Below are 17,624 nucleotides of genomic sequence, written 5' to 3' on the forward strand. Positions count from 1 at the left end.
CCGTACACCCGGAGCGCCCGTCACCCCCCGACCCGCAGCAGCACCACCGACCGCGCTCCGACCGTCACCCGCTCACCGCCCCGGTGGACCGTCCCCGGCGCCCGGGTCTGGTCCTCCTCGGCGGTGTCCAGGACCCGTTCGTACGACTCCGCCCACGGCGGCCCCGGCAGCAGGTACTGCACCGGCCGCGCGCCCGCGTGCAGCACCGCCAGGAAGCTGTCGTCGGTGATCTGCTCGCCCCGGGCGTCCCGGCCCGGGATGTCACGGCCCGAGAGGTACAGGCCCAGCGTGGAGGTGGGGGAGTACCAGTCCCCCTCGGTCATCTCCGTGCCCTCGGCCGTGAACCACGCCAGGTCCCGCAGCCCGTCCGCGCCCTGGGGCCGGCCGGAGAAGAACGCCCGGCGGCGCAGCACCGGATGCGTGTGGCGCAGGGCGAGGAGCCGGCGGGTCAGGTCCAGCAGGCCGCGCCGGCCGGGGTCATCGGGCAGGGACCAGTCGAGCCAGCTCGTCTCGTCGTCCTGGCAGTAGGCGTTGTTGTTGCCGCCCTGGGTCCGCCCCATCTCGTCGCCCGCGACCAGCATCGGCACCCCGGTCGACAGCAACAGCGTGGTGAGCAGGTTGCGCAGCTGCCGCAGCCGCAGGGCGTTCACCTCCGGGTCGTCGGTCTCGCCCTCCGCCCCGCAGTTCCAGGCCCGGTTGTCGTTCGTGCCGTCGCGGTTGCCCTCGCCGTTCGGCTCGTTGTGCTTGCGCTCGTACGTCACCAGGTCGCGCAGCGTGAAGCCGTCGTGCGCGGTGATGAAGTTGACCGAGGCGTAGGGGCGACGGCCGCCCCAGGCGTAGAGGTCGCTGGAGCCCGACAGGCGGTACCCCAGGTCCCGGACGTCCGGCAGCGCGCCGCGCCAGAAGTCGCGGACGGCGTCGCGGTAGCGGTCGTTCCACTCGGTCCACAGGGGAGGGAACGCCCCGACCTGATAGCCGCCGTTGCCCACGTCCCACGGCTCGGCGATCAGCTTCACCCGCCGCAGCACCGGGTCCTGGGCGATGACCGCGAGGAAGGGGGAGAGCATGTCGACGTCGTGCATCGAGCGGGCGAGCGCCGCCGCCAGGTCGAAGCGGAAGCCGTCGACGCCCATCTCCGTCACCCAGTAGCGCAGGCTGTCGGTGATCAGCCGCAGCACCTGCGGCTGCACCACGTGCAGGGTGTTGCCGCAGCCGGTGTAGTCGGCGTACCGCCGGGCGTCGGCCTGGAGCCGGTAGTAGCCGCGGTTGTCGATGCCCTTGAGCGACAGCGTCGGGCCCAGCTCGCCCGCCTCGGCGGTGTGGTTGTAGACCACGTCGAGGATGACCTCGATGCCGGCCTCGTGCAGCGCCCGCACCATCCGCTTGAACTCGCCCACCTGCTGCCCGGTCGTCCCGGACGAGGAGTAGCCCGCGTGCGGCGCGAAGTAGCCGATGGAGTTGTACCCCCAGTAGTTGCGCAGACCGCGCCGGAGCAGATGGTCCTCGTGCGCGAACTGATGGACCGGCAGGAGCTCGACCGCCGTCACCCCGAGCCGTACGAGATGCTCGACGGCCGCCGGATGCGCGAGCCCGGCGTAGGTGCCCCGCAGCCTCTCCGGGATTCCCGGGTGCAGCCGGGTGAAGCCCTTCACGTGCAGCTCGTAGATGACCGAGTCCGGCCACGGCGTCTTCGGCCTGCGGTCGTCGGCCCAGTCGTCGTCGTCCTGGACCACCACGCCCTTGGGGACGAACGGAGCGGAGTCCCGGTCGTCGCGCACGGTGTCGGCCACGTGCTGCTGCGGCCAGTCCCGCACGTGTCCGTACACCTCCGCGGGCAGCGAGAAGTCTCCGTCCACCGCCCGCGCGTACGGGTCGAGGAGCAGCTTGGCCGGATTCCAGCGGGCCCCCGTCCACGGGTCCCAGCGGCCGTGCACCCGGTATCCGTACCGCTGCCCCGCGCTCACGCCCGGCACGAAGCCGTGCCAGATCTCGTGGGTGAGCTCGGTCAGCGGCAGCCGTCTCTCGGCGCCGTCGGCGCCGAAGAGGCAGAGCTCGACGGCCTCCGCCCCTCCGGCCCACAGCGCGAAGTTCGTGCCCGCCACGCCGTCCGGGCCGACCCGGCAGCGTGCCCCCAACGGTGTCGGCGCGCCCGGCCACACGGCCGGTCCGCGCCGTTCCACGGCAAGGGAGGGCCGCACGCTCCGCGTCGACCCGTCCGTTACCGCCTCCTGCTCGGCTGCGCTCGACACCTGTCCGGCCTCCCGCGGCTCGTCGGGGCCCCGTGCCGCCAAGGCCCCGCGGCGTCCCGGCCGCGGCTCCCCGCACGTGGTCCTCCCACCTGTTCTTCCCGGAGTGCCGCACTCCCAACATGACCCGCACGCACGTTTCCCCTGGAGGGTGGCCGTCGTTGGGCCGGTCGTGAATCACGTACTGAAGCGGGTGCGGGCCTGCCTGGCGGGCCGGGAGCCCGGCAGGACCCGGAAGACAGGCCGCAGGACCGGTGCGGTGCTCGCCCTGGTGGCGGCGGGAATGGTGGCCGGACTCGCGGGCTGCACCGAGGGTGGTGGCGGTGGTCTCGGCGTGTCGCTGCCCGGCAAGGCCCGGGCTCCGGGCGACGTCATCAGGATCAGCCCGGAGGACGGCAGCCGGGCCGTCCCGGCCGAGGGGCCGATCGAGGTGAGGGTCGACAGCGGCCGGCTCGAACGGGTGACGGTCGTGCGGGTCGAGGACGCGCAGCGGGCCGAGGTGCCCGGCGAGATCAGCGCGGACGGACTGCGCTGGCGGCCCCGGGCGGACACCCGCCTGGCGCTGGCGGCGAAGTACAGCGTGGACGCGGTGGCGCTCGACGCGCACGGCCGGCGCTCCGCCCGCCACACCACCTTCACCACGGTCGTCCCGGAGCGGCGCTTCATCGGCTACTTCAAGCCGGAGAACCGTTCCACGGTCGGCACCGGCATGATCGTCTCCTTCGGCTTCAACCGGCCGATCGAGAACCGGGCGGCCGTCGAACGGGCCATCAGGATCACCTCCGACCCGCCGGTGGAGGTGGCCGGCCACTGGTTCGGCAAGGAGCGGCTCGACTTCCGGCCCGCGGAGTACTGGAAGCCGGGCACACGGGTCACCGTCGACCTCGCGCTGCGCGACGTGGAGGGCGCCCCCGGGGTGTACGGCATCCAGAGCAAGAAGGTCGGCTTCACCGTCGGGCGCTCGCAGGTCTCCGTGGTCGACGCGGCCGCGCACACCATGGAGGTGCGCCGCGACGGCGAGCTCCTCGCGACGCTGCCGGTCACGGCGGGGGCGCCCAAGACGACGACGTACAACGGCAGGATGGTGGTCACGGAGCTGTTCGACGTGACGCGGATGGACGGCCGGACGGTCGGCTTCGGTGGCGAGTACGACATCAAGGACGTGCCGCACGCGATGCGGCTGACCGACTCCGGCACCTTCCTCCACGGCAACTACTGGGCGGACTCCGGCACGTTCGGCACCGCCAACGTCAGCCACGGCTGCGTGGGGCTGCGGGACGTGAAGGGCGGCAGCCCGGACTCCCCGGCGGGCTGGTTCTTCGACCGGACGCTCATCGGCGACGTGGTGGAAGTGGTCAACTCCCGTGACCGAAAGGTCGCTCCCGACAACGGCCTCGGTGGATGGAACATGGAGTGGAACCGGTGGAAGGCCGGTTCCGCCCTGCGGTGAGACCCCTCATCCCCTCGCTGACCTGCGTCCCCCGCGCGCAACTGGGACTGAACGGTGACATTCGCGTGGAGCTTTCGTGTCCCCCGGTGTGATTATCTAACGCCGTGCGCGCGGAGGATGCGCGCCGGGGGTGCGGGCCGTGGCGGGGCCAGGCCGTGCGAGGGGAGACGAACCATTGTGAACGGGCAGCCGATATCGGGGGCATCGGTCGGGGCTACGCGGCGGGGGCGGCGCACCGGAAGTACACGGCTGCAGGCGCTGGCCGTGGGGGCACTGCTCCTCGTCCTCACCGCCTGCGGGGGAGGGGACCCGGCCGGAGGCAAGGGCGGGGACCCGGCGCAGAACGGCGGCGGGAAGCAGGAGAACGCGGCGTCGACGGCGGTCGTGACGATCGCCCCGAAGGACGGCGCCGACGCGGTGGCGACCTCCGGCGCGCTGAAGGTGACGGCGCAGCAGGGCAAGCTGACCACGGTCACGGTCGCCGACTCCAAGGGCACCGAGGTCGAGGGCAAGATCGCCGCGGACGGCGCGAGCTGGCAGCCCGTCGGCCACCTGGCCGCCGGCACGCAGTACAAGGTCCACGCGATCGCCAAGGACGCCGAGGGCCGCGAGTCGGCGAAGGACACCACCTTCACCACCCTCGTCCCGAAGAACACCTTCATCGGCCACTACACGCCCGAGGACGGTTCGACCGTCGGCGTCGGCATGCCGGTCTCCATCAACTTCACCCGGGGCATCACCAACCCCGAGGCCGTGGAGCGCGCCATCAAGGTGACGGCGGAGCCGTCCGTGCAGGTCGAGGGTCACTGGTTCGGCAACGACCGGCTCGACTTCCGCCCGCAGGAGTACTGGGCCGCGGGCACCAAGGTGACCGTCGAGCTCAACCTCGACGGCGTCGAGGGCCGTCCGGGGGTCTACGGCAAGCAGAAGAAGAAGATCTCCTTCACCATCGGCCGCCGCCAGGTGTCGACGGTGGACGCCAGCGCCAAGACGATGAAGGTCGAGCGCGACGGCAAGATCATCCGGACGATCCCGATCACCGCAGGCGCGCCGTCGACCACGACGTACAACGGCCAGATGGTCATCAGCGAGAAGTACAAGGTGACCCGCATGAACGGAGCCACGGTCGGCTTCGGCGGGGAGTACGACATCAAGGACGTGCCGCACGCCATGCGCCTGTCCACCTCGGGCACCTTCGTACACGGCAACTACTGGGCCTCGGCCGGGACGTTCGGCTCGTCCAACGTCAGCCACGGCTGTGTCGGTCTGCGGGACGCGCGCGGCGCCGGTGACGGCTCCACCCCGGCGGCCTGGTTCTACGACCGCTCGCTCATCGGCGACGTCGTGATCGTGAAGAACTCCAAGGACAAGCAGATCCAGCCGGACAACGGCCTCAACGGCTGGAACATGGACTGGTCGGAGTGGATCAAGTAGGACGCCTGAGACGGCGGGGCGGCCGTCCGTAGGCCGTCCCGGAGAAGGCCCGGTGCTGTGACCAACGGCACCGGGCCTCTTGTCGTTAACGGCCACTAACCTGCGGGGTATGACTGTGAACCTCGAAGTCGCCGAAGGCGTCGGCACGATCCGCCTCGACCGTCCTCCGATGAACGCCCTCGACATCGCCACCCAGGACCGGCTCCGGGAGCTCGCCGCCGAGGCGACCGACCGCGACGACGTGCGGGCCGTGATCCTCTACGGCGGCGAGAAGGTGTTCGCGGCCGGCGCGGACATCAAGGAGATGCAGGTCATGGACCACGCGGCCATGGTGAAGCGGTCGCGCGCGCTCCAGGACTCCTTCACGGCGATCGCCCGGATCCCCAAGCCGGTCGTGGCCGCGGTCACCGGGTACGCCCTCGGTGGCGGCTGCGAGCTGGCCCTGTGCGCCGACTACCGGATCGCCGCCGACAACGCCAAGCTCGGCCAGCCCGAGATCCTGCTCGGGCTCATCCCCGGCGCGGGCGGCACCCAGCGCCTGTCCCGTCTCATCGGTCCCTCGCGGGCCAAGGACCTCATCTTCACCGGCCGGATGGTCAAGGCCGACGAGGCCCTCCGGCTCGGTCTGGTGGACCGGGTCGTCCCGGCCACCGAGGTGTACGAGCAGGCGCACGCCTGGGCCGCCAAGCTGGCCCAGGGCCCGGCCCTGGCGCTGCGGGCCGCGAAGGAGTCGGTCGACCAGGGCCTGGAGACCGACATCGACACCGGTCTGGCGATCGAGCGCACATGGTTCGCGGGCCTGTTCGCGACCGAGGACCGGGAGCGCGGCATGCGCAGCTTCGTCGAAGAGGGACCGGGCAAGGCGAAGTTCCTCTGACCGGGAGGCGGGCGCGACCCCCGGGAGCGCCCGCCCTCGGCACATGACGGAAGCTCCCCCGGAGGTGACGTTTCCGGGGGACCGATTCCGCCGGAACGCCCACGCGGCCCCTCCGGGGCGGCCATGATGGGGGCATGGCGGGCCTGGAAGGTACGGAACAGCCGCGGCAGCACGGCGGGGCGACCGCCGCACGGTGGGTACCCGCCGTCGAGGACGAAGAGGCCCTCAGGGCCCTGGACGTGTACGGCAACCCGGCCGACGGTGACGTCCGCCTCCCGTCCCGCCCCGAGTCCGCCGCCGTCGCCCGCCGGCTCACCCAGTACGTCGTCCTGTCCCAGTGGGCGCTCACCCCGCAGATCGCCGAGCACGCCGTGCTCCTCGTCTCCGAACTCGTCGGCAACGCCGTCCGTCACACCGGGGCGCGCGTCTTCGCGCTGCGCATGGTGCGCCGCCGCGGCTGGATCCGTGTCGAGGTGCGCGACCCCTCGCGCGGACTGCCCTGCCTGATGCCGGTCCACGAGATGGACGTCAGCGGCCGCGGGCTCTTCCTCGTGGACAAGCTCTCCGACCGCTGGGGCGTCGACCTCCAGCCGCGCGGCAAGACCACCTGGTTCGAGATGCGGGTGTCCGACCGCTGAGGGCGTCCGGCCCCGTCCGGCCCCGGACGCACAGAAGCCCCCGTCCGCCGTGGTGGGGCGCCGAGGGGCTTCTGTGTGGAGCGCCGTGGATCGGGGGGGTGTATCCACGGCGGCTGTCGACGACCTGGCCCGGGTCAATGGGGGTCGTTCCGTCGACTATGGCAGACGGACCCCGCCCCCACCAAACGCCTCTACCGGCCTAGAGTGACGCATATATGGACATACTGTAGATGAATCTATGGTGATGTATGGCACCCACCTTCTAAACAATGAATAAATATCGGCATCAGCGCTTGATTCATCGATCACGTCCGCATGCTGGACCCACCCGGGTGCCCTGCAAACGTCCTGAATTGGCTTAATCGTTACCTTTCGGGCGTCCCGGCTCTTCAATGGGCGGGTGACCCTGACCGACCGCCGCACCGCACTGCGGGCGGGCGCGGCCGCCGCCGTCGCCGGAACCCTCGCGGCCGCCTGCGGCACGGAGCCGCCCGCCCGGCCCGCGCGGCCTGCCCGCCCCACCGGGCCCGCCGCGCCGCCCGCCGCCGCCCCCGCGCCCCGCCGCTTCCCCGGCCTTCCCGACGAGATCGCCCACGGCCCCCGCGACCGGCCCCGCGTCGCGCTCACCTTCCACGGCCAGGGCGACCCCGGCATCGCCCGCGCGCTGCTCACCGAGGCCGAGAAGGCCGGGGCCCGCGTCACCGTGCTCGCCGTGGGCAGCTGGCTCGACCGGCACCCCGGCCTCGCCCGGCGCGTCCTCGACGGCGGCCACGACCTCGGCAACCACACCCAGCGTCACCTCGACATCAACGCCATGACCGAGCAGGAGGCCTATGCGGAGATCAGCGCCTGTGCCACCCGGCTGCGCCGGCTCACCGGCTCCGTCGGCACCTGGTTCCGGCCCTCCCGCACCCGGAACGCCACCCCCGCCGTCCGGCGGGCGGCCCGGCGGGCCGGATACCCGCACGTCCTGTCGTACGACGTCGACTCCCTCGACTTCACCTCGCCCGGCGCCGCCGCCGTCGTCGCCCACGTCACCGGGCCGATCCGCAACGGGTCCGTGGTGAGCCTGCACTTCGGCTACGCGGACACGGTCGCCGCCCTGCCCCTCCTCCTCGCCGACCTCGACCGCCGCGGCCTGCGCGCGGTGACCACCACGGAGCTGCTGACCTGATGCTGCCTCTCACCAAGCGTTCGAAGAGTCTCCTCGCGGCCGCGCTGCTCGCCGCGCTCGCCGGCTGCGGCATCGCCGACGACGGGGCCGAACCCCGCGGCGGCGCCACCAAGGAGGCCGCCGCGCACCCCGCCGTACCGAAGCGGGCCGCCCCGGCCGGACTCCCCGGCATGCCGCCGGTCCTCGACCCCCAGGACGTCTACGCGGCGGACCGGCCGAACAAGCTCTCCCCGGTGGTCAAGGACTTCCCGTCCCGGATCTACGTCCCCAACACCAACTCCAACACCGTCTCGGTCATCGACCCCGCGACGTACCGGGTCGTCGAGACCATCTCGGTCGGCATCCAGCCGCAGCACGTCGTCCCGTCCTGGGACATGAAGACCCTCTGGGTCAACAACAACCGCGGCCACACGCTCACCCCCATCGACCCCGCCACCGGGGTCGCAGGCAAGCCGGTCGAGGTCCACGACCCGTACAACCTCTACTTCACGCCCAACGGCAGGTACGCCGTCGTCATGGCCTCCCTCGACCGCGAGCTGGTCTTCCGGGACCCGCACACGATGGAGCGGAAGAAGACCGTCCCCGTCTCCTGCTACGGCGTCAACCACGCCGACTTCTCCGCGGACGGCCGGTACTTCGTCGTCTCCTGCGAGTTCTCCGGCGAGCTGCTGAAGGTCGACACGGAGAAGATGGAGGTCATCGGCCAGCAGCGGCTGCCCTTCGAGGGCGCCATGCCGCAGGACGTGAAGATCTCCCCGGACGGCAAGACCTTCTACATCGCCGACATGATGGCCCACGGCATGTGGGTCCTGGACGGCGAGAAGTTCACCACCCCCACGCTCCTGCCCACCGGCAAGGGCTGCCACGGGCTCTACATCTCCCGCGACTCCCGGGAGATGTACGTCCCCAACCGCGGCGAGGGGTCGATCTCCGTCTTCGACTTCAAGCAGAACAAACTCACCAAGAAGTGGTGGCTGCCGGACGGCGGCTCCCCGGACATGGGCGGTGTCTCCGCCGACGGCAAGGTGCTGTGGCTCTCGGGCCGCTACGACTCCGAGGTCTACGCGATCGACACCACGACCGGGCGGCAGCTCGCCCGCATCCCCGTCGGCGGCGGCCCCCACGGGCTTGCGGTCTACCCCCAGCCGGGCCGCTACTCGCTCGGCCATACCGGCATCTTCCGCTGACGGCCGGGGCGCCGGCGGCGCCACGGGCGGGCCACGGCACACCGTGGCCCGCCCTCCCACGGCAGCACGCGCGGCCCTCCCCGGCAACCGCCCGACGCCGTCCCCCCATCGGCCGCCCCGCGGCGGCCCGCTAATCTGACTGCCGTCATCGAAGCACCAAGAAGGGGCGGAAAGCAGTGGCGGACATCGAGTCGGCACGCAAGGCATTCGAGCGGTTCGACGTGGACGGGGACGGCCTCATCACCGCCGCGGAGTACAAGAGCGTCATGGCCCAGCTGGGTGACTTCCACGTCACCGAGACGGTCGCGGAGGCGCTGATCAACCAGCGCGACGGCAACGGCGACGGCAAGCTCTCCTGGGACGAGTTCTGGGCGCACCTGGACAAGGGCGCCACGCAGGCCTGAGGAGTTCCGGGGCGGGCGGCCGCGCACGCCGAGCGCGTGGACGCGAGTTGCCGCCCGTCCGGTCCCCGGTGACGATCGACCGGTGACGCCTCCCGGACCCGTAGGCACCCCGATACGTCTGACGGCTGCGGTCCTGGCCGCCCTCGCCGTCCTCACCGTCGCCCTGCTCGGCGCCGGTATAGCCCAGGCGGGTACCGGAGAACTCCGGATCCCCGCCGCCGGCACCACCACCCTGCTGAGGATGTTCGTCCTGGTCGGCCTCGCCGTCCATCTGGGTGAACTCGCCGGTGTCCGGCTGGCCCGCCAGGGCCCGCAGCCGCGCCGCTGGTCCGCCGCCGCCTCGCTGCTCGGCGCCGCCGCGTCCGCCGCGCTGCTCCTGCTCTTCGCCGCCGTCAGCGGCCTCGGCCTCACCACCGTGTACGGCATGCGCGAAGGCCGGCTGCTCCTCGTCACGGCCAACGCCTTCGCCCTCGCGGCCCTCTGCGCCGCGAGCCGCCGGCCCACGCTCGCCCTCCTGCCCCTCGCCGTCGTGATAGGCGCCGAGGCCCTGCGCGCCCACCCGGAGGCGTACAGCCCGGCGGTCGGTGTCACGCTCACCGTCGTCCACCTGACGGCCGGCTCCCTCTGGTTCGGAACCCTGCTCCACGTGCTGCGGACCATGCGGCTGCGACGGGGCGGGCGCGAGGTGCTGGTCCGGTACGCCCGTCTGGCGGCCTGCCTCTTCGCCGCCCTCGTGGTCACCGGGACGTTCTCGACCCTGCGGCGGCTGCCCCTGGACGTCGTCCTGGCCACGGCGTACGGCAGGGTCATGCTGGCCAAACTCGCGCTGATCGGCGTCGCGAGCATGCTCGCCCTCACCGCACGACGGCGCATGCTGCGCGGCGGGAACGCCGAGACGCCCGCCCGGATCGAGCTGGGGGTCCTGGTGGCGGTCGTCCTGGTCTCGGCGGTCCTGACGGTGGTGCCGGACCCGCACTGGCTCAGTCCGGCGTAGTCCGCGCGCGCGGCAGGGGAGTGGCGGGCGCGTTCACGGCACGGGGTGGCGGACGTCTCCACGGCGTCGGGGTGACCGGGACGACGGGGCCGACCGGGCGGGTGGGGGACGTCACCGCCATGGCCGCCGCGAAGCCCTCCGGCACCGTGAGATCGGTCATCGACCAGCCGGGAAGTGTCTGCGGCGCGGTGGGGCCGGTGCCCACGTAGTCGAGCGCCACACCGCGGGCCAGGCCGAGGCCGAGGCCCTTGAGATAGGCCTCCTTGCGCGCCCACGCCCGGGCGAAGGCCGCCGGGCGCGCGCTCTGCTCCAGGGCGGCCAGCTCCGCGACCTCGTCCGGGTGCAGCTGGCCGGTGATGGCCCGCACGGTCCGCGGTGACGGCAGGGGTTCCAGATCCACCCCGAGCGGCACCGGGCCGAGCGCCACCAGTGCGAGATCGCCACCGTGCGACAGGGAGAAGTGGACCGGTCCGTCCTCGGTCACCGGCCGTCCGTGGGAGCCGTCGCAGGACGCGCACGCGCGGCACCGTTCGCGGGTGAGGCGCACCCGGCCCGGGGCGATGCCGAGCCGGGCGCCGAGCAGGAAGCGCAGCGCCACATGGGCCGTCACATAGCAGCGCCGGTCCGCGTCCCGTACGAAGGAGGCCGCCCGGCGGGTCTCCGCCGGGTCCAGCACCCCGGGCGCCAGCCGGGCCGCCGCGTCACCCTGCTCCCGGGCGTCCACCAGCCACACGGCCACCGGCACGCCCCCGGATCCGGACGGCACAGGAGGCGGGCCGAGCGGTGTCGCCGTGGTCGGATCGAGCGGGCGCGGGTCGCGCATGGCCGGCCTCTCCCGCCGCCCCCCGTTACGCGCTCTCGTCGGCGAGCAGGGCCCAGATCTCCAGGTCCTGGCGCACGCCGTTGAATGCGAAGACCTGCCGGAGCGTACCTTCGTACCGCATTCCAAGGCGCTTCGCCACAGCGATGCTGCGGGTATTCGCAGGCGTCACACGCCATTCGATCCTGTGCATTCCGCGTACCCGGAAAGCCCAGTCCGCGAGATGCTGGGCCGTCTGTGTGACAAGTCCCTTTCCCTGTGCGTCGGGCGACAGCCAGACACCCATTTCGCATACGCCGGAGGGCACGTCGAAGATACGGAAAAGCGCCCCGCCCTCCAGTTTCCCGTCGACCCAGAGGCCGAACATCCGGCCGCCGTCCTGACTCTGCGTGTCCGCGTACCTCTGGAGGAATTGGCGCGCGGAGTCGGGGTCCTTGATGAAGTGGGCCCACGGAAGCCACGGAGCGAGATGAGGCCGTACCCGGTCGACGTACTGGGCGAATTCTTCCGCCTGCCAGGGTTCCAGGGGGCGCAGCTGGGCGGAATCTGTCAGGTCGTGGCTGAAAAGCGTCACTGCAAACCTCCGTTGGGGCCGGATCCAGGTTCCACGGCCGGTCGTCGAGCGGTTCCCGCGCCCCTGATGGACACGGGTCAACGATAGGCGACCTCCTGATGCCGGGTCACTGCCCCGGTCCAGGATGTCCGATTCACCGGTCCGCATGAACATGCGTCGCACAGGCATGCGTCGGCCGATTCTTGCTTCCAACTCCCCGGCCGCCACACGATGAGGACGTCGGAATGCGAACTCGGCCGGGCAATCCCCACCGGCCGGTGACCGAAAGCGAGAGCCATGCGTACGAACAGGTTCGTCACGTCCACCGGAATGGCTATGTCGGCCCTTTTCCTCCTGGCCGTCCCGGCCGTCTCGGCGGAACTCCGGTCGGGTGCGGAATCCGCGTCCGTCTCGTCCGTACGTATCGCCGCCGACCACGGCTGGGGAAGAAGCCTCGTCGCGGAACTCGGCGCCCCGGAAGACGCCGGCACGGTGACCGCCAGCCCGCTCGACGACCACGGCTGGGGATGAACCGGCACCGCTGACGTCCAGTTCGTTTCGGATCCACTGAAGGGGTAGGAAATGGCGGCAGCCAACGTGCACGACGTCGTGTCACATTGGGTCGGGAAACAGCCGGACGCCTGTGCCGTGCGCGACCCTGCGGAGAGCCTCGCGCTCTCGTACCGGGAGCTGTGGCAGCGCGCCGGCTGGCTGGCCGCGGAGCTCGCGGGCCGGGGAGTCGGCCGGGGAGACCTCGTGCCGGTCGCCCAGGACCGGTCGGCCGACCTGATCGTGACCTTCCTCGGCATCCTGCGCTGCGGAGCCGCGTACCTTCCCCTGGACGGCCTGGCCCCCACCAGCCGACTCGCCGACATCGTCGCCGAGTCCGGCTCCCGGGTGATCGTCCGTTCGTCGCGGGCGGAGGACGCCGCCCGCGGACGATGGGCGGATCTGCCGGCCTGGCTGCCCGAGGGCGTCGAGCCGCTCGCCCTCCCCGACACCGACCCCGGCCTGCCGCTTCCCGCCGTGGACAGCGAGCGGGACGACCCGGCGTACGTCAACTTCACCTCCGGCTCCACCGGACGCCCCAAGGGCGTCGTCGTCCCCCACCGGGCGGTACTCCGCCTCGCCCTGAACGCGCGCTTCTGCACCGTCGACACGGGCGACCAGGTGGCCAGTTCCGCCAACCCGGCGTTCGACGCCACCACGTTCGAGGTCTGGAACGCCCTCTGCGCCGGCGCGACCGTCGTGGTCTTCCCGTCCGTCACCGACCTGGCCATGGACGACTGGACCGCGCTGATCCGCTCCGAGCGCATCGACGCGATGTTCCTCACCACCTCCCTCTTCCACACGGTGGCGCGGGAGTGCGCCGACGCCTTCGGCACGGTCGGCACCGTCGTGGTCGGTGGCGAGCAGCTGGAACTGGGCGCCGTACGCCGCGTCCTGGCCGCCGGTCCGCCCGGCCGGCTGGTCAACGGCTACGGGCCGACCGAGACGACGACCTTCGCCGCCTACTTCGACTGCACGGACGAGAGCCTCGAAGGGCTGGACCGCGTCCCGGTCGGGTACGCCCTCCAGGAGACCACCCTGCTGCTCCTCGACGCGGACCTGAACGAGGTTCCCGCCGGCGAGACCGGCGAGCTGTGCGTGGGCGGTCCCGGCGTCGCCCTCGGCTACCTCGCCCGCCCCGAACTCACCGCCGAGCGGTTCGTCACGCACCCCGCGACCGGCCGGCGGATCTACCGCACCGGCGACACCGGCCGGCTCCTGGCGAGCGGCGCCGTCGAGCTCTTCGGGCGCACCGACCGGCAGGTCAAGCTGCGCGGCTTCCGCATCGAGCTGGAGGAGATCGAGCGGACCGCGCTGAACTGCGGGCTCGCCGACTCGGCCTTCGTCGAGAAGATCGGCGAGGGCCCGGCCGCCTCCCTGGTCGGCTTCGTCCTCCCCGCCCGGGAAGCCGCCGCGGAGGTGAGCCGCGAGCAGCTGCCCGCCGCCCTGAACGAGCGTCTCGGGCGCACCCTGCCCAGCTACATGCTGCCCGCGCGCTGGCTGGTGCTCGACCGCGTCCCCTTCGGTTCGACGGGCAAGGCTGACCGGGCGCAGCTGTTGCGCCTCCTCGAAGCGCCCGTCGGCCAGGCGCTCCACGAGCCCGCCGGCCGGCCGCTCGATCCGCCGTCCGGCGTGGCGGACGGCGGCGTGTCCGCCGCCGACGAGGCCGTGACCTCCGCGCTCCTCGCCATCTGGCGGGACGTGCTCGCCACCGAGGCGGTCGGCCCCGCCGACAACTTCATCGACCTCGGCGGCAACTCGATCCTCGCGATGCAGGTCGCCGCCCGGGTGCACCAGCGGCTCGGCGTCCGTGTCGAGGCCGGCGCGGTGCTGCTGACCGACAGTCTGGACGAACTGGCCTCCCACGTGGCCTCGATGCCGGTGGTGGCCGCCCCGTGACCGCTTCCCTCCCGGCGCCGCTCTCCTTCGCGCAGGAGCGGCTGTGGTTCGTCGACGCCGCCGCGCCCGGCAACGCCACGTACAACGTCCCGCTGTTCTTCCGGGCCCGCGGCCCGCTGGACCCCGATGCCCTCAGCGCCGCGCTGGAGGCGGTCACGGCCCGGCACGAACCGCTGCGCACGGTCTTCCGGCTGGACGACGGCCGGCCCGCGCAGATCGTGCTCGACCCCGCGCCCGTCCCCGTCGACGTCGTCGACCTCGGCGGCGCGCCCGACGCCCTCGCCCGCGCGGAGCGCGAGGCGGAGGAGCGGGGCCGCGAGCCCTTCGACCTCGACCGGGGCCCCGTCCTGCGCTGCACGCTGTGGCGCGGACTGCCCGACGGCGACGCCGTCCTGCTCACCATCCACCACATCGCCGTGGACGGCTGGTCGCTCGCCCCCCTCTTCGACGACCTGTCCCGGGCCTACGAGGCGGCGGCCGACGGAGGCCCGGCGGACCTGCCCGCCCTCCCCGCCCGCTACGCCGATTTCGCCGCGCTCGAACGCCGCGCGGAGCACGACCCGGAAGCGGTCCGGCGCCTGGACGAGCGGGTCGCCGAACTGCTGCGGGTGGCTCCCGGTCTGTCCCTCGCCGGACGCTCGCCGGGGGACCCCGCACCGGACGGGACCCGGCCCGGCGCGCGGTACACCCTCACCGTCCCGCCGCCGGTCCGCACCGCGGTCGCGGAGTTCGCCCGGGCTCGCCGCGCCACCCCGTACGTCGTCCTCATGGCGGCGGTCCAGGCCGTGCTCCAGCGCTGGTCGGGACGGAGCGACTTCCTGCTCGGCACGATGACCGCCAACCGGGTCCACGCCGACCTGGAGGAGTCGGTCGGTTTCTTCGTGAACACCGTGCCGCTGCGCTGCCGGGTCGACCCCGCCGGCTCCTTCGCGGACCTGTGCGCGGCGGCCCGCAAGGAGGCCTTCCGCTCGCTGTCGTACCAGAGCCTGCCCTTCGACCGGCTGACCGCCGCCGCCACCGCCGCGCGCGGCACGGGACGCCTGCCGCTCGTCGACGTCGGGTTCGTCTACCAGAACACGCCCGCTCCCCGCGCGGGACGGACCGGATGGACCGCCCCCGTGGTGCTGGGGACCGGCACGGCCAAGTTCGACCTGCTGCTGATGATCGAGGACGGCCCCGAAGGGCTCGACGTCACCGTCGAGCACGACACCCTGCTCTACGCGCCCGCCACGGCCCGGGCCCTGGCGGAGGGCGTGGCCTTGCTGCTCGCGGAGGCGGTGGGCGACCCGGCCCGGCCGCTGGACGCGCTGCCGGCCCTCCCGGGCCAGCCGTCCGCCGACGAGCTGCCGCCCGTGCCCGCCGTGTCACCCCACCCGGACGCACCGGCCGGGCCGTCCGGAACGACCGGAACCGCCGCCGCGCGGCTCACCGGCGCCGAGGCGGACGCGGCCGAGCTGTTCGTCTCCGCCCTCGCCGGACGGGCCGGCGCGGGCCCCGCCCCGGACACCGGCACCCTGACCCCCGGCTCCAACTTCTTCGCACTCGGCGGCCATTCGCTGCTGGCCGTCACCATGCTGGCCGAGGTCAAGCGGCGGCACGGCCTGACCGTCTCCCCGCGCGCGTTCCTGCCCGACCCCACCGTCGCCGGGCTCGCCCGGCTCCTCACCGAGGCGACGGCGGCCGCCCAGGCCACACCGGACGCCACCGAACAGGCCCCCGCGGGGTCCCCGCCCACGGACGACGACGCCCATCCGGCGTCCCCCGTCCAGCAGCGGTTCTGGTTCCTCGACCGGCTCCCGTCGCTGCGCGCCGCCTATCTGATCCCCACGCTCGTCGAGTACGAGGGGCCGGTGGACCGGGACGTCCTGCGCCGGTCCGTGGACCTGGTCCTCACCCGGCACCCCGCCCTGTCCTCGCTCTTCTTCCTCGACCGGCGCAAGCGCCACGTCTGCTACCGCACGTCGGGCGCCCCGGCCCCCACCACGGTCACCGACGCCGCCGCGTGGGACGCGGACACCCTGCGCGGCCGGCTGTCCCGGCTGTGCTGGGCGCCCGTGGACCTGGCCCGGGAGGCGCCCGCCCGGGCGGAGATCCTCGCCCTCGGGTCCGGCCGGACCGTCCTCGCCCTGGTCGTGCACCACATCGTCGCCGACGGATGGTCCCGCGACCTCCTCCTGGAGGAGATCGGCACCGCCTACCGCGCCCTGTCCCGCGGCTCCGCCCCGGACCTCGGGGAGCCCGTCCACCCGGCGTGCCTGACCCCCGCCCCGCCCGCCTCGGCGGCCGCCGAGACGGAGCGGGCCGCCGCCCTCCTGGAGCACCTGCGCGGCGCGCCGAACGACATCGTGCTGCCGCACGACCGGCCGCGCACCGAACTCCAGTCCACCGAGGCGGCCCTCCTGACCCAGCGGCTGCCCGCCGCCACGGCCACCCGCCTGCGGGCCCTCGGCGACACCCTCGGCTGCACCCTGTTCATGACCACCGCGGCGCTGCTCGCCGCGGCCCTGGCCCGGCGCGGCGCCCAGCGGGACTTCCTGTTCGCCTTTCCCTGGGCCGGGCGCGACGACCCGTCGGCCGCCGAGGCGATCGGGATGTTCGTGAACACCCTGATCCTCCGTCTCGACCTGCGGAAGGAGCCCACCTGGCGCGAGCTTCTCGACCAGGCCCGGGAGAGCTGCGCCGTCTCCTACCGGCACGCCGACGTGGCACTGGACGTCCTGGCCAACGAGCTGCACAGCGACCGTGACCTGAGCCGCCCGGCCCTCACGCCCGTCTTCCTCAGCGCCCAGAGCGGTGCCGTGGGCCCGCCGGCCCTCACCACCGGCACCACCGCCCGACTGCTCCCGCTGGATCCCCTGCACATCAAGTACGAGCTCGAACTCGTCGCCACCGAGGCCGCCGACCGACGGCTGGACCTCGCCCTGTCGTACGCCGTCGGCCTGTTCGCGCAGGACACGGCGCGCACCCTGCTGGCCGACGTGGTCGCCGCCGCCGAGGACCTCGCGGCCGATCCCGATTCCCACCCCCTCACCAGGAGCACTTCGTGAACAACACCGTGGCCACGACCCCGCTCTCCGAGACCGAGCTCCTCGCCCGGGTCCGGCAGGCATGGGCCGACGTACTCGACCTGGACAGCGCCGACCAGGTACCCGAGGACGTCAACTTCCTCGAAGCGGGAGGCAGTTCCCTGCTGCTCATCATGCTCTGGGAGGAGCTCGAGCCGCTGACCACACGGACCCTGAAGGTCTCCGACCTCTTCCAGCACAGCACCGTCAAGGCCCAGGTCGCGCTGCTGGCCGACCCGGCCGGCGCCGAGACCGGGCTGACCGAACTGGGTGCCCGAAACCGCGGCGGCCTGATCGGCCGCGCGCGCCGCGACCAGCTCGTCTCCGAGTGAGC

At 72.9% G+C, this 17,624-nt stretch carries 15 protein-coding genes; 12 read left to right on the plus strand and 3 right to left on the minus strand.

The features are described 5' to 3' along the window. Positions 1–20 precede the first annotated feature (20 nt). Positions 21–2,249 carry a glycogen debranching protein GlgX gene (gene glgX, locus ACZ68P_RS06090; protein WP_471003276.1) on the minus strand — a complete coding sequence of 743 codons (2,229 nt, stop codon included), beginning with the start codon at positions 2,247–2,249 and terminating at the stop codon, positions 21–23. 169 nt (positions 2,250–2,418) lie between these two features. Here glgX and ACZ68P_RS06095 point away from each other — a divergent pair, with 169 nt between their 5' ends. The 8 genes from ACZ68P_RS06095 (at position 2,419) to ACZ68P_RS06130 (ending at position 10,404) form a co-directional block, all read left to right on the plus strand. Further along, positions 2,419–3,696, plus strand: coding sequence for a L,D-transpeptidase (locus ACZ68P_RS06095; RefSeq protein ID WP_471003279.1), 1,278 nt, complete (start codon positions 2,419–2,421; stop codon positions 3,694–3,696). 177 nt (positions 3,697–3,873) lie between these two features. Continuing rightward, positions 3,874–5,130, plus strand: a complete 1,257-nt coding sequence (locus ACZ68P_RS06100) for a L,D-transpeptidase (RefSeq protein ID WP_471003282.1) — start codon at positions 3,874–3,876, stop codon at positions 5,128–5,130. Positions 5,131–5,239: 109 nt separating this feature from the next. Next, a complete protein-coding gene (locus tag ACZ68P_RS06105) occupies positions 5,240–6,007 on the plus strand; it encodes an enoyl-CoA hydratase/isomerase family protein (RefSeq protein WP_471003285.1) in 768 nt (255 codons plus the stop codon). 134 nt (positions 6,008–6,141) lie between these two features. Next, positions 6,142–6,645 carry an ATP-binding protein gene (locus tag ACZ68P_RS06110; RefSeq protein WP_471003288.1) on the plus strand — a complete coding sequence of 168 codons (504 nt, stop codon included), beginning with the start codon at positions 6,142–6,144 and terminating at the stop codon, positions 6,643–6,645. A 400-nt stretch (positions 6,646–7,045) separates the two neighbouring features. Next, positions 7,046–7,819, plus strand: coding sequence for a polysaccharide deacetylase family protein (locus ACZ68P_RS06115; protein ID WP_471003290.1), 774 nt, complete (start codon positions 7,046–7,048; stop codon positions 7,817–7,819). Continuing rightward, a complete protein-coding gene (locus tag ACZ68P_RS06120) occupies positions 7,819–9,006 on the plus strand; it encodes a YncE family protein (RefSeq protein WP_471003293.1) in 1,188 nt (395 codons plus the stop codon). Before ACZ68P_RS06115 ends, ACZ68P_RS06120 begins: the two co-directional genes overlap by 1 nt. 176 nt (positions 9,007–9,182) lie before the next feature. After that, a complete protein-coding gene (locus ACZ68P_RS06125; RefSeq protein ID WP_365716722.1) occupies positions 9,183–9,410 on the plus strand; it encodes an EF-hand domain-containing protein in 228 nt (75 codons plus the stop codon). 82 nt (positions 9,411–9,492) lie between these two features. Beyond that, a complete protein-coding gene (locus tag ACZ68P_RS06130; RefSeq protein WP_471003296.1) occupies positions 9,493–10,404 on the plus strand; it encodes a CopD family protein in 912 nt (303 codons plus the stop codon). On the opposite strand, the gene ACZ68P_RS06135 is transcribed toward ACZ68P_RS06130, so the two are convergent. Further along, positions 10,391–11,227 carry a 4'-phosphopantetheinyl transferase family protein gene (locus tag ACZ68P_RS06135; RefSeq protein WP_471003299.1) on the minus strand — a complete coding sequence of 279 codons (837 nt, stop codon included), beginning with the start codon at positions 11,225–11,227 and terminating at the stop codon, positions 10,391–10,393. The two genes, ACZ68P_RS06130 and ACZ68P_RS06135, sit on opposite strands and share 14 nt — an antisense overlap. Before the next feature lie 25 nt (positions 11,228–11,252). Then, positions 11,253–11,798: a GNAT family N-acetyltransferase gene (locus ACZ68P_RS06140; RefSeq protein ID WP_471003302.1), complete on the minus strand. Its 546-nt coding sequence runs from the start codon at positions 11,796–11,798 to the stop codon at positions 11,253–11,255. 276 nt (positions 11,799–12,074) lie between these two features. On the opposite strand from ACZ68P_RS06140, the gene ACZ68P_RS06145 reads away from it, so the two are divergent. From ACZ68P_RS06145 to ACZ68P_RS06160, 4 genes are read left to right on the plus strand one after another with little or no spacing between them, the layout of a single operon-like run. Beyond that, positions 12,075–12,308, plus strand: coding sequence for a hypothetical protein (locus tag ACZ68P_RS06145; protein WP_471003305.1), 234 nt, complete (start codon positions 12,075–12,077; stop codon positions 12,306–12,308). A gap of 51 nt (positions 12,309–12,359) precedes the next feature. Then, the gene (locus ACZ68P_RS06150) at positions 12,360–14,225 is read left to right on the plus strand and encodes a non-ribosomal peptide synthetase (protein WP_471003308.1); all 1,866 of its coding nucleotides are present in this window, start codon (positions 12,360–12,362) and stop codon (positions 14,223–14,225) included. Then, the gene (locus tag ACZ68P_RS06155) at positions 14,222–17,272 is read left to right on the plus strand and encodes a condensation domain-containing protein (RefSeq protein WP_471003311.1); all 3,051 of its coding nucleotides are present in this window, start codon (positions 14,222–14,224) and stop codon (positions 17,270–17,272) included. The genes ACZ68P_RS06150 and ACZ68P_RS06155 overlap by 4 nt, the downstream gene beginning before the upstream one ends. Next, entirely contained in the window at positions 17,269–17,622 is a 354-nt protein-coding gene (locus ACZ68P_RS06160) for an acyl carrier protein (protein WP_365716710.1), read from the plus strand. The genes ACZ68P_RS06155 and ACZ68P_RS06160 overlap by 4 nt, the downstream gene beginning before the upstream one ends. Positions 17,623–17,624 lie beyond the last annotated feature (2 nt).

The sequence above is a fragment of the Streptomyces sp. NPDC036822 genome (assembly GCF_055609145.1).

What these genes read in the sequence shown, in the direction of transcription:
- ACZ68P_RS06105 (WP_471003285.1), top strand. Translation starts at nt 5,240, where the DNA reads ATGACTGTGAACCTCGAAGTCGCCGAAGGCGTCGGCACGATCCGCCTC.
- ACZ68P_RS06110 (WP_471003288.1), top strand. Translation starts at nt 6,142, where the DNA reads ATGGCGGGCCTGGAAGGTACGGAACAGCCGCGGCAGCACGGCGGGGCG.
- ACZ68P_RS06120 (WP_471003293.1), top strand. Translation starts at nt 7,819, where the DNA reads ATGCTGCCTCTCACCAAGCGTTCGAAGAGTCTCCTCGCGGCCGCGCTG.
- ACZ68P_RS06135 (WP_471003299.1), bottom strand. Translation starts at nt 11,227, where the DNA reads ATGCGCGACCCGCGCCCGCTCGATCCGACCACGGCGACACCGCTCGGC.
- ACZ68P_RS06145 (WP_471003305.1), top strand. Translation starts at nt 12,075, where the DNA reads ATGCGTACGAACAGGTTCGTCACGTCCACCGGAATGGCTATGTCGGCC.
- ACZ68P_RS06150 (WP_471003308.1), top strand. Translation starts at nt 12,360, where the DNA reads ATGGCGGCAGCCAACGTGCACGACGTCGTGTCACATTGGGTCGGGAAA.